General features: G+C 47.6%; 11 protein-coding genes. 4 read left to right on the top strand and 7 right to left on the bottom strand.

The window, feature by feature from the left end; all coding sequences use genetic code 11:
- Positions 1–37: 37 nt before the first annotated feature.
- The 4 genes from QL234_RS21340 to QL234_RS21325 form a co-directional block, all read right to left on the bottom strand.
- Complete coding sequence (locus QL234_RS21340) at positions 38–526, bottom strand: hypothetical protein (RefSeq protein WP_281559792.1); 489 nt, start codon at positions 524–526, stop codon at positions 38–40.
- 97 nt (positions 527–623) lie between these two features.
- Complete coding sequence (locus QL234_RS21335) at positions 624–1,298, bottom strand: hypothetical protein (protein WP_281559791.1); 675 nt, start codon at positions 1,296–1,298, stop codon at positions 624–626.
- Between the two features lie 85 nt (positions 1,299–1,383).
- Positions 1,384–1,968, bottom strand: coding sequence for a sigma-70 family RNA polymerase sigma factor (locus tag QL234_RS21330; protein ID WP_281559790.1), 585 nt, complete (start codon positions 1,966–1,968; stop codon positions 1,384–1,386).
- Positions 1,961–5,266 carry a CHAT domain-containing protein gene (locus QL234_RS21325; protein ID WP_281559789.1) on the bottom strand — a complete coding sequence of 1,102 codons (3,306 nt, stop codon included), beginning with the start codon at positions 5,264–5,266 and terminating at the stop codon, positions 1,961–1,963. Before QL234_RS21325 ends, QL234_RS21330 begins: the two co-directional genes overlap by 8 nt.
- A gap of 251 nt (positions 5,267–5,517) precedes the next feature.
- Here QL234_RS21325 and QL234_RS21320 point away from each other — a divergent pair, with 251 nt between their 5' ends.
- Together QL234_RS21320 and QL234_RS21315 are read left to right on the top strand one after the other, a co-directional pair.
- Positions 5,518–5,883 (top strand): hypothetical protein, encoded by a 366-nt coding sequence (locus QL234_RS21320; RefSeq protein WP_281559788.1) that lies wholly within the window; start codon positions 5,518–5,520, stop codon positions 5,881–5,883.
- A 355-nt stretch (positions 5,884–6,238) separates the two neighbouring features.
- Positions 6,239–6,850, top strand: coding sequence for a hypothetical protein (locus tag QL234_RS21315; protein WP_281559787.1), 612 nt, complete (start codon positions 6,239–6,241; stop codon positions 6,848–6,850).
- 133 nt (positions 6,851–6,983) lie between these two features.
- Here the strand turns inward: QL234_RS21315 and QL234_RS21310 are convergent, their stop codons facing one another.
- The 3 genes from QL234_RS21310 to QL234_RS21300 form a co-directional block, all read right to left on the bottom strand.
- Positions 6,984–7,715, bottom strand: a complete 732-nt coding sequence (locus QL234_RS21310; protein WP_281559786.1) for a LytTR family DNA-binding domain-containing protein — start codon at positions 7,713–7,715, stop codon at positions 6,984–6,986.
- The gene (locus tag QL234_RS21305; protein WP_281559785.1) at positions 7,696–8,802 is read right to left on the bottom strand and encodes a histidine kinase; all 1,107 of its coding nucleotides are present in this window, start codon (positions 8,800–8,802) and stop codon (positions 7,696–7,698) included. The genes QL234_RS21310 and QL234_RS21305 overlap by 20 nt, the downstream gene beginning before the upstream one ends.
- A gap of 101 nt (positions 8,803–8,903) precedes the next feature.
- Complete coding sequence (locus QL234_RS21300) at positions 8,904–9,776, bottom strand: ester cyclase (protein ID WP_281559784.1); 873 nt, start codon at positions 9,774–9,776, stop codon at positions 8,904–8,906.
- A 202-nt stretch (positions 9,777–9,978) separates the two neighbouring features.
- Between QL234_RS21300 and QL234_RS21295 the strand changes: the two genes are divergently transcribed.
- Positions 9,979–11,088: a helix-turn-helix domain-containing protein gene (locus tag QL234_RS21295; protein ID WP_281559783.1), complete on the top strand. Its 1,110-nt coding sequence runs from the start codon at positions 9,979–9,981 to the stop codon at positions 11,086–11,088.
- 80 nt (positions 11,089–11,168) lie between these two features.
- The gene (locus QL234_RS21290) at positions 11,169–12,491 is read left to right on the top strand and encodes a serine hydrolase domain-containing protein (protein ID WP_281559782.1); all 1,323 of its coding nucleotides are present in this window, start codon (positions 11,169–11,171) and stop codon (positions 12,489–12,491) included.
- Positions 12,492–12,566: the final 75 nt, after the last annotated feature.

The raw sequence follows: 12,566 nt of genomic DNA, 5'->3' as shown, positions 1-12,566 counted from the left end.
AACGGCAGCGACAATACCTGCTATTTTTAGCTCCCGGCTAATATTCCCTGCCGCCGCCACCCGTAGCAGAATGCCCGTGGGACACCATAGCCTCGTGGCCTTCCGGGTGTTCATGATGCTTGTCATGTTCAAGAAAATAAAAAAACCATTGGCTTTCGGGATCTATAATCCACATGATCAAGCTATGTTGCTTGTCATCATCTTCATATTGAAAATTATAAATAATCTTGATCTCTTTGCCGTTTGCGCTCAACTCGGTTCTGTTTTCCTTGCGGTACAACCTTTCCCCGGCAAAGACAATATCGATATCCAGGGTTCGATTCGGGCCACGCGCCTTCCTGAATCTAAAACTTTGCCCCCTGAGTTCAGCATCATTGGAAATAGTAACTTTCAACTCAAGTTTATCCAGCCGTTCGACCAGTTCTTCCCGGCTTGTTTCTGTGCGTGTCCTGGGTGAAAAGATCCTTCTCATATGCCGGATCACATCATCGAACCAGCCAGATCTGACACCTTCTCTTACTAACATATAACCTCCGCTTGTTGCCTGTTAAGGCACCTTTCATAGTAGCTGCCGCCATTGGCGGCAGGGGTTACCGGTAATAACCCGTCATACAGCTTCAATCTTAACGACTTACGTCCAATAACCCGGATTTAAGTAATACCTGTCGCTCACCGCCTTCGAGACCAAACAAGTTAAATTGATAGCGGCCTGCTTGAAGGTAGTTTTTCCCTAAATCTATATACAACATACCATCATTGGTTAACTGCAAATCCTCAAGCTGCCACACCGGCTCTTGTGCATCCCCTTTACTTAGCTGAAAACCATATAAAGGGAAGTCCATCGTTGTGATGTCGGTATCTATATAGGCCGACAATATCACCTGTTTGTCATCGCGTTTAACGGTTATCGCCTGCTCTGCCCCCCGCAGCTCCGACAGCGGAAGATTAATGACAGAAATATGACTGTCGGGAAAACTTTGCTGCGAAAGCGTATGATAGAGATAACCCGAAGGCAAAATCGCTAACAACAGGCTTGCCGCCAATGACCAGGCGGGTACCTGACGCTGCCACCAGCTTTTATGGCTGCTGATCTGTGTAACCTTAGGCTCAGGCACAACATCGGGTGCTTCGGCAATCATTTCGAGTCCCTGGAATAACCTCTGTGCTAATTCCAGTTGATCCAGGCATTCCTGGTTAGACAAATAAAAAGCTTCAAATTCAGAGGCTTCTTCCTCTGTCATTTGCCGTAGAATATATCTTTCTATCAGCTGTTCTTCTTCCAATCTGGCAGTTTTCATATAGCCCTCCACTCCGGTTTGGACTTACTTCGCAATATTAGTGCAGGCAGGAAGCCGGTTATCCCACCCCGGGTAATATTTTTTCTTAAGGGTCGGCTCCGGCCTCAACATATTCATTCCAAAGCTGCTTAAACCGCTGGCGTGCCCTGAACAATACCCGGTTAAAATGAAGCTCGTTTAATCCCAGATCCTGACAAATTTGCTGCTTCTCTTCTTCTTTAATATAGAACCTCAAGATCAGCTCCCTGTCCCGCGGCGTTTTCATTTCATCCACCAGCTTCCTGACAATCAAGGCGGTGTTATAACGTTCGATAATCAGCTGGGGCTGGCTGGCGGGATCAAGGCTTTGTGCGGTGTCCACTTCCGTGGTGGTTTTTTTATGATGGCTGCCCCGGTAGATCATCAATAACTGGTTTTTACCTGTCTGGACAATAAAGGCTGCCAGTTTGGATGGATCCTTAAGATCCCCGCCACGCACTTTTTCAATCACGATACGCCAGGTTTCCTGCGCCAGATCTTCTGCCAGGGCGTGGTTTCTTGCCCTGTGGTTCAGCATAAAAACAAGACCCCGGTTATAGCGCTGCACCATCTCGGTTTCTGCTGCCGCCTCGCCGTTTAATATCCGAGCCACCAGGCTCCGGGCAACTTCTGCTTCACTCAATTCAGTCAAACCAGGTACCTCCCGGCCCCTGCAGTACAAATCCGGCCCAATAGAAGGGGTCTTTCCAGGGCTTTTGCCGGTTCTTACGTTGGTAGTTTTTCACCTCCAACTTGGCCAGGCGTAACGCTTCCCCGGGGGCTTTTTTATCTTTAAGCAAAAACTGGTAAAAAGCCCCCATCAGCTTCGCCGTGGCATCGTCCTGAACCGACCATAAACTGGCCACCACCCGCCTGGTGCCCGCTTCAAAAAACACCCGGCTCAGCCCCTGCAATCCTTCCCCGTCAATCAACCGGCCCAGGGCGGTTTCACAACCGCTTAACACCACAAGTTCGGCATTGATATCAAGGTTAATGATCTCAGGGGCCAGCAACAAATTATCGTCGGATAAGGCATTGGAAAGTACCAGGCCCGCCAGGGCAGGTTCGTCGGTACTGGCCAGGCCGTGAGTGGCAAAGTGGATGATCTGATAGTCTGCAAGCGCCAGGGCCTGCAACTGGCTTTTACTGGCATTTTTCCGGCTTAGCAGGGATACCCGGTTGCCGGCAATTTCAATAATAGAATTTGCTTCTTTTTCGGTATAGGGCAATTCGCCGGTTTCAAACCCGGCCCGCACCCGGGCAAACTCCTCATGGGCTTTACCCGCTTGCAACATTGCCGGATTGGCCAGCAGCAAAATTTTACTGTCCTCACGGCTTTGCACTTCACGGTTTAATAGCTGGGATAATACCCCCAAAGAAGGCATATAACTGACCTGCTTGCTTTCCACTAAGGCCCCTTGTCCGGGCAAGGTTAACATTGACAGCGGCAGGTAGTTTAAGGCACCGTCCGGCACTATCAGTAAATTATCATACTGCTGCCAGCGGATATCCTTGCCGAGAAACAGGGTATCGGAAAGTTGCTTAATTGCCTGTTTTTGCTGCCTGCTGCGATTGCTATCCCGGCTGCCCGGGGAGTCGCGTACCTGCAACAGCACCGCCAGCACCTGATCAGACAGCACCTGGTTCGAAGGCAGGCTATAAAGCTCTATATTATTTTTAGCCACCGTCCATAAATAGCTTTCACCGGCATTGGTATCAAAATACAAAATCAGCGAATTGAGATCTAAGCCCTGCTGTATCTGCCGAATATCCGCGGATTTAATTTCCCGAGGTTTATCATCGGCTTTACCCGTTTGAAAGGCCGCTTCCAGCTGCTGTAACTGATAGGCGGTTTTTCTGGTCTCCCGGATGATCTGCTCCCGGCTGACGGCATCCGCGAGCTGGTGATAACTGATGACCTGCGACTGCAGGGTTTGCTGCAACTCGGCCCTGCTTTTTGCCAGCTCGGGAGGGACAGGTTTGGCTTCACTGAGATCCCTTAACCATTCGTTTAATGTTTGCGAGCGGAACATTTCCGATAACTCAAGTGTCTTAATCGCATCCGCGCGGGTATCGCGCATCAGCCCGATTTGCAAACCGATGATTTTTTGTTGTTGCGCCAGAAAACTGCGCCTGAGATCGCCACGGCTGACATGTTGCTGCTGCTGTTGAATATAGGCAATCGCCTGATCAAGCGCCTCCACCGCCTGCTTTTTATTGCCATTAGCCGCCTCAGCTATCGCCATACGATAACCTGTGGTGATCAAGCCGGCATAATCCTTGAGTTTTTGCTGCAGCTGTCTGGCCCGGTGAAAATAAGCTGATGACTCATCGGTTAAGCCATTGAAAAAATATACCAGGGCGGATTGGCTATAAAGCCGGCCTTTGACATGACTGTCGTCGGCATCCTGTAAATAATCGAGTGCCTGCTGCTGATAGGCCAGCGCCCGGGCATAATGCTTTTGCTCAAGCGCCGTTTCCGCCAGCCGGTTATAACCGCTGCCGATATCCAGCTGATTGCCGGTTTGTTTATCATAAGCCAGTACTTCCCGGTAATAAGCTTCTGCTTTTGCGTAGCTGCCAAGGCTATTGTGTACCTTACCCAGGAAATAGCGGATATTGATTTGATCCGCCACGGCATTTACCTTGCCATAAGCCAGGTATGCCTCTTCAAATACGTCCCCGGCCAGCTCAAACATGCCGGCATTTAACAATATCTGCGCCTTCGCCTGGAGCGCCCGGGCATGAAAAAAAACATAGGAAAATTTCACACTCTGCGTTAATGCCTGATCAATAAAGCTGATGGCCTGATCTATATCTCCCATGCGTCCATAGCTGCTGCCGATGCCGATCAATGCCTGGGCTTCCAGGTTCGGCAACTCCGCCTTGGCGGCAAAAGATCTTGCCTGATGATAATAATTGAGCGCCAACCCCAGGCTGCCGTGATGAAGATTAGACCAGCCAAGGTTGATCAAACCTTCAATCGTACTTCGCCAGTCTCCCGAAGAAATAAAGACCTGATAAGCCTGTTCAAAATATTGTCCGGCCTCCCCCTGCCGTCCTTCTCCCCCGGCAATCAACCCCAGGCGGCTTAAAATTTTTGCCTGCATTAACTGATGTCCCTGCAGTTGTGCCAATTCCCGGGCCCGGGTTAAATAATCGATTGAGAGTTCAAACTGCTTATTTTCATAAGCTATGACCCCTAAATCGAAGATGGCGTTTAACCGGTATTGGTCCCGATCATCTTCACTCAACTCAATCACCCTGGTAACAAACTCCTGCTGCACCTGATAATTACCGAGCCAATGGGCCGCCTGGGAGGCCAGGTATAAACTTCTGACCTTGGCATTTTCCATTTCAAAATTAACGGCAGTAACATTATCAGCCAAAGCAATGGCCTTGAGATAAAGCTTAAATACCTGGTTAAAGTTTGCCTGCTGTTCATCAACTTTAAGCCAGGTGATTGCCGCCCGGGTCATCACCGCAGCAAAGTCAATTTCCCCCTGATGGCGATCTGAGGACAAGCTTCTCGCCGTTAAAGTATAAGAACCTGATTTATCGGCATTATTGACAGGAACAAGCTGCAGCAGACAGCGGCGGCAAAGCTCGGCGCTGACCAGCACTTTTTCCTCCAGCCAGTTTCTTGCCGGGATACTGGCGGCAAACACATGTTTAGCAGGAGAAAAAGAACTGTCGGATAACACAAGTTTGACGTCGGTGTTGGGCTGGCTGACCTCCAGCAAGATCGCCTGGGAGCTGGCCAGGGAGAAAAAATAGCTGTCCCGGTCCCCTACTATGCCGCTATATGCTATGCCTGGCTCCAGTGACCGGGCGGCTAACTGATCAAGGGCTTGTGCCTGCCTTCCCCATATAAGCAAAAGTAAATAACTCACTAAAACCAGAGAGACAGCCAAATGTTTGCCCCATTTCTTAGAAAGATATTTTTTCATCTACATAGCGTAGATTACTTTCACTTTTAAAGAAAAGTTTGAGGGCTCAAATCACTTAGGGCAAGCCATTATCTTCCCGGCCCGGAGAAAAACGGCCGGCAATTCCCAGCATCTGTTTATCAGTTTATTGCCAGGGTGAGATAAATGGAGCTGTAGCAACACTAACTAGACATGGCCGGTGCTTATGCCTGAGGACATTTAAGCCCCTGACAATGCCGTGCATTTTCGATTCATAGCTGAGGTACAGACCCATGACTGACACAATCTCCGCCGTTATTATGTTTTTTCCCGATGACAGGAAAAAAGCAGTACCATCGAACTCAATCCTCGCGTGCGAGCGAGTTGAAACACCAACCCCCTTTATCGCCTCTTTTGAAAAGGTCTCAGAGCATTTTCAGTCGCTGGGGTTTACCGTCAACCGGGCCGATGTCAATCAATCCATCAGCGGCGATCTCGCACTTTTTAATGAGATATTCGATGACGACATTGAACTCTCCCTCCATCCCCAGACAGGCGATGCCGTGGTTTATTTAGAACACGACTTGCTTATTCCGCCTGAGTTGCGCCATGACATATCCAGAATCGTGATCCCGGATGCCCCGGAATATTTTTTATAACGGCGTTAACAGCAATAAAGCAGCCGGGAAGCAAATAACGCCCCGGCTGCTGTTATAAAACTCCGGCAGATACCGCCCTGTTGAGCAAGAAAACAATCACAAAAAATTTTTCCCAGAAATAACAAAAAGCTTCACCACCAAAGGCCATTTTACGGCAACAACAGCAAATAACACATGAGATAAAAACAACCCTGCCTGCACCTAGATAATTAAAAGCAGCGAAATCTGCCGGAACCAGTTTGAACACAATCAACAATGAATAATTTCAGTTAACAGTATCTTTGTCTCAGTCCAGGTCCTATGCCTCGACCTGAACTGGGTGATGATCAATTTGAGGCATAAAGGAAGTCAGATAATGAAAACGCCTACTTTAGTAAAAACCTTTATTGCGGCATCCCTACTGATTACCGCACATAGCTCAATGGCCTACCCCAAGCATGATCCTAATGTTTATGATTTGGGCAACCTCTGGTCAATCACCTTCTACAACGACAGTGCCCCCGGACACACCCAATGGGCCACCCAGAACATTTGCTACCTGCCTTATGCCGTAGTCGGCACCCATATCCGGGGCAAGTGGTACTCCACCACCTATCCCAACTGGCACGGCCATTACTCCCAGGAAGGAGACAGCGTCAAAATGGTCGGCAACTTCTGGGGCGGTAAGGGCAATGACGGCATGACCTTCGATATCGTCACCAGCTCCCGCAACAATCTTGGCGCCGGCCACTGGAACGAATGGGGAGACAATGGCCGCTTCGGCCCGGTTTACGGCTTTGGTAACGCCTTGTTCAAACGCATAGGTTACTGCCACAAGATCACCGACTTTACCCAGGCGGATGTGCAAATACGTTACTTATCCAATGGCGAACAAGCCATGTACCCTCAACAAAGAGGTCAGGAAGAGATCAAAGAACCCAGCCCTTATGAGAAGTTATTCAGCCAGGAGTTTGATATCAGAAAATAACCGGGGCAGGAGTCAATTGACGGCAACAGCTTACAACCAGGAGAACCCTGCAGATAAAAAGCCCGGATGCGGGCTTTTTTTATGCCAAAAAAGCGTCAAAATAACAGGCAAGGCTTAGATAGAAAGCCCGTTGCTAAAAACTGAGACGCTCTTTTAATAAGCTCGCATTTCTTCTTGAGATATCCAGCACTTTGCCGTCGTTCATGGTAATGAGATAACCCTCGCCAATCGCTTCTTCTATTGCCTTAACCCCATTTAAATTCACGATATATTGGCGGTTGACCCGGAAAAAATACTGCCCGGGTAAACGCGCTTCGATCGCACTTAACGATTTTTTAATAAAGGCTTTTTTTTGTTCGAAGAAGATCCTGGCGTAGTTCTTACAGCTTTCAAAATAATCGATATCGGCCAGGCTCACCAGGTAACACTGTTCATTATCTTTTAAAAAAATCTTATCGCTCATCTTCATGGCGGGTTTTGCCTGTGACTCAGGCGCCAAGCCCTGCTTTAACTCGTCACCGTTATCCTGTAATTTCTCCAATGCGGTTTCCAGCCGTTTGAAACTGATGGGTTTTAATAAATAATCTATGGTGTGATGTTCAAATGACTTTATCGCATATTCTGAAAACGCCGTGGTAAAAATCACCTTAGGGGAATACGCCAGCTGATTTAATAAATCAAACCCGGAGCCCCCCGGCATATGAATATCCAGAAATAGCAGCTCGGGCTGCAGTTGCTCTATCAGCACCAACGCCCGGGCCGGGTTTTCCGCCTCCGCCATCACGTCAATTTCGGGAAAACCTTTTAACATGCGGATCAGCCCCTGGCGGGCCAGGCGCGAGTCTTCAATCACGATAGCTTTCATGGCTGGCCTCCCTGGGAATTATCATCTTGGCGATAAATACTGTTTCGCCGTTATCAACCTCTAAACTTGCCTGATCGCCATAAAGCAGGCGTAACCTTTGCCTGATATTATCCAGACCGATTTTTGTACCGGGCTTTAACACTTGGTAGCTTAAAGGTTTGTCATTGGTTACCGTAAAGACCAGCTGCTGCTTAAGCACTGTAATATCAAGCGATAAGGTGCCGCCCTCGGGCAAAAGCTCAATGCCGTGTTTAATGGCGTTTTCCACCAGTAAATGTATGGTCATCGGCGGCACTAAATAGTACCCGCAGCGGCTGTCATCATGTAACTTAAAGTTGAGCCGCTGCTCCAGCTGGATAGACTCAAGCTCGATAAATTGCTCAATAATGGCCAGCTCCTGTTGCAACTCGACTTTCTCATGCTGGCTGGTTTCCAGCGAATACCTTAACAATTCCGACAAGTTAGTGATCATATCATCGGCTTTTTGCTGATTTTCGTGGATCACAAAACGGATATTGTTTAAGGAGTTAAATAAAAAATGCGGATTCAGCTGATTGCTTAAACTGCTCAGCTGGGCATCTTTTAAACTGTTCTGCAAACGCAGGTTATTCAATAAGGCGGCCTGCACCCGGCGGCTGGCCACGGTATAGTTGTAAATAAAACCCCAGCCACAGGCGATCACCTGATAGGTAAACGCTAAAAATACCAGCTGGCTGAGGATCACTTTAACGGCTTTATCCGGCCCGACACGGGCCAGCTGCGGATCCAAATAAAAAGATTTCGTCGCCAGGGTCAGCAACACCGCCACCAGCAAACCCGCCAGGGCCGAATAGATAAAAACAAGTGAAATAATTTTGGCAGTATTAAAATCTTGCCACCGGTATTTGATATAACAACGGCGAAAACATAAGGCTGTCGGGGTAAACAACCCCATGCCGATAACATTCATTACTGTCAGATTAAAAACATTATTGCCGTAGTAGCTGTGCATCAGAAAATAGGATAAAACCACCAGCAAACATCCGGACAAATGATATAACCAAAAAGTACGGCTTGCAGGCAGCAGATTTTTTATAAAAATATTCAATACTTTCCTTAGTTTAAGCAAAGACAGCTAGCAACAGGCAAAAAAGAGTGGCGCCATTATAAATGGAACCACAGTATTAATACCATTGATGTCGCGGTTATTTAAAACAGATCCCAGTGCTCGACAATTTTGCCTGAGTTATAATCCACCCGCCATAAATCAACCAGGGTAAGGTTATCGCCGGTCGAAAAAGTCCACACCAGATCATCCGCCGCCAGGCTGAGGAAGATCTCTAAACCGCCCGGGGTGCGGTTGCTGACAAAGTCACGTAAAGCAGCGCTGCCGTTAGGCACCCAAACATTGTGCTGCAGATAGTCTTCATCAACAAGCTCATCAATTAACGCGATATTCTGGTTATTGAATAAATCCAGATAAAATGCGGTCACCATTTCTTTGTTGGCATCTTCCATCTCTTCCGTCATTAACACCTCAGCATCCTGATAAACATATAAGTCGCTAAAGGCCGAGTTACCGCTGACCGTGCTTGCCCCCAGCACCATGGCGATATTCCATTGCTCGCTGATCAGGCCGTCGGAGAATTTATAAAGATCAACCATGGCCGAGCCGGAGAATTCATTTTCCGGGGTATCGGAATAATGCCAGTGAACCGCCACATACTCGCCATCGGCAACCAGGTGCTTAATGGTGGCAACATGATCCGGGTTATCGCTACTCAGTTGATTAAAGTAAGCTTCCTGCCCGGAAACCCCGCCGGTTATCGCCTCGTTATGCTGGATGAACTCCTCCTGATACAGGGAGTGAACCAGCTGAGTGTTGTTGCCATTGATAATCTCGGTATATATTTGCTCAACAACATACTGGTTACTGTCCTGGCACTCAACACTCACACAGGGTCCCTGGGGTGAGCTCTCGGGCTGCTCAGCACCGGCAACTTCCGGTGATTTGCTGTTATTATCACTGTTGCAGGCAAAAAGGTTGACCAGTAAAAAAGCGGCTATAAGCAATTTAATCATCTTCATAATAATCCTTTAGTTATATTAAACTCGGTTAATTAAGTTCATAAAAAGACTAAACAATAAGGCTTCTTTTGTGTGTAAAAGGTGCCGAGTGGTTTTATTCGGGGATAAGCGGTCAGAAAACAATTTCTTATGTGCTTACTGCCCTCAGATGTTAAGATTTCATTCTTTTGCTTATAGCGGCCGCCCAGATAAACAAATGACTTTATCTTTTCCCGATATCTTTGATCTCTTGCTGCGCTTTTTAGCCGTAGGGCAATTATCGCTGTTATGTTTATATATTTTATCCAACAGCCGGGAGCTAAAAGCCCTGCTCGGCAGCAGCCTGGCCGTTTGTTTATCCGCTTACCTGTTGCTGACCGCCCCGGTAGCGGATCACCATTACGGCATACTCAGGGGCATATTGTTATTTTTTACCGAACTTACTCCTTATTTGTTATGGTATTTTGCCTTTTCCCTGCTGGACAAGAACTTGATAAATGGCGACCTGATGAGTGCTGGCCAGTTTAAAGAGCGCTTTCATCCGAAGCAGTGGCCACCGGCAGTTAACGTCCTGACAGGTGGAGCCATTTTGTGGTTTGCATACTTTTTTGGCTATTTACAGGGAAGAGGTCTATTCCATGATATCAATCATGGTGTTCAGTTAATTTTGCTGCTGCATGTTATTTTTATCGCCACCAAAGATCTCAGGGATGACCTGGTGGCAGCCAGGCGTAACAGCCGCCTGGTATTAACCACTGCCAGCTGCGTATATTTTTCTTTAATTCTGTTATTGGAGCTTGGAGACGCCTCATTAAGAGATGCCGCCATATTCAGTCTCTCCAATACAAGCCTGGTATTATTATCAACATCCGTATTTAGCTGGTATTATTTTTGTGGCAGTTTCAAAGATATTTCCCCGATATCAGCCACGGTTGAAAACCAGCAAGAAGTAGCAGATACGGCAGAAGCTGAAATCCCGGTCGAATATCAAGCCACTTACCGGCAACTTTGCCAGCGCATGGCGGACGGCTTTTATACGCAGTCGCAGTTAACCATCACAGTCCTGGCAAATGAGCTAACAACACCTGAGCACCAGTTACGCAAATTAATTAACCAGCATTTAGGATTTAGAAACTTTTCCGATTTCCTGAACAGCTACCGCCTGGTTGAGGCCTGCTCACAACTACAAGATATCAAGCATATCCGTAAACCGATTTTAACCCTGGCACTTGAGCTGGGTTATGGCTCGGTTGCCACCTTTAACCGGGCTTTTAAAGCAAAAACCGGCAAGTCACCAAAAGCATATCGTGATCATTTTCAAAAATGATCCGCTTTTTTTAAAAACGATAAGCTTTAATCAACTGATTTTCTTAACCTTTCAATATTCTCAAATCAGGAATGTATGAAATGTTTAAGTTATCTAAAATCAAACTTGTATCCCTGGCTATCACCGGGATTTTCACAGTCATGTTAATCTTAGCCTGGCCGGTTTATCAGACCCTGGCTCATAAAAGTAAAATAGCCTTCCTGCCGTTTTACCGCTTTATTGCCATACCCGAAGAAAGCCCCGGCCGGGAGGTGCTGCATAACCCGGCTTACCAAAATGCCGCCGAGCAGATGTTGCCGTTATTAACCCGACATAAAACCGCGATTAATGCCCCGGCCATTTCAGCGGCGGTGGCAATAGATAACGAACTCATTTGGGCCGGTGTTGCCGGCTGGGCCGATATCGAGGAAAAAAAACCTGTGACTACCGAAAGTCAGTTTCGCATCGGCAGCACTGCCAAGGCCCTGACCGGCACTGCACTGGCCAGAATGGTGGATGCCGGGCAAATCGCACTGGACCAGCCTATTTCAACTTATATGCAGGACTTGCCCAACAGACAATGGCAGCAGATCACCCCACGCCAACTGGCTTCACATATGGCGGGTTTACCCCATTATAAAGAAAATACCGACTATCTCGGCTTTTATAAAACCCTTACCTTATCAACGCGATATGAACAGGTAGAAGATGCCTTGTCGGTTTTTGACAGCAGCGAGTTATTATTTTCACCCGGCAGCGACTTCAGTTACTCCTCCCTGGGCACGGTTTTATTAAGTGCGGTGATGGAAAATGCGCTGGAGACTCCCTACCTGGACATTATGCAACAGGCTGTTTTTACCCCCTTAAAGATGCAAGCAACCATGGCAGAATTTAAAGGGGAAAGCTCAAGCAATCTGGCCAGCTTTTACTGGAATGACGAGGGGCGCAGCCAAAAAGTCAGGCAATGGCGCAAAGTCGACCTTAGCCACAGACTCGCCGGCGGCGGTTTTATTTCCACCTCATCTGATCTGGTAAAAATGGGCATGGCAGTTTTACGGGACGATTTTATTTCCCCGGCAACCAGAAAGACCTTTTGGACACCCCAAACCCTGCCCGATGGCAGTGAAGCCCCGCAAGGTTATTCCCTCGGCTGGCGGGTACTCACCAGAAAAATCGACAATGAATTGGGGGAGATCACTTTTGCCAATCACGGCGGCGTTTCCAGGGGCGCGCAAAGCTGGCTGATGGTGATCCCTGAATACCAGATGTCGGTGGCGGTCAATATCAACGCCAATACTGAGGTTTTCTGGGATTTTGCCAAAGTCTCGATGCAAATAGCCAAAGCCTTTATTAAGGTAAGAGTGCAGGCAAAAAACAGCCTCTACAGTAAGGCTGCAGGACAAGTAAAAAACAGCGCCGGATAAGATAAGCGGGATAAATCGATGAATTTTTCTCTACTCACTTAATTTACAAGGATAAATTTATCATTCATCCTTAAC

Origin of the sequence: Thalassomonas sp. RHCl1 (assembly GCF_947387555.1) — a bacterium.
Lineage (GTDB): Bacteria > Pseudomonadota > Gammaproteobacteria > Enterobacterales > Alteromonadaceae > Thalassomonas.
The sequence above is the reverse complement of the archived record's forward strand: the minus strand, read 5'-3'. Positions and strand labels throughout refer to the sequence as shown.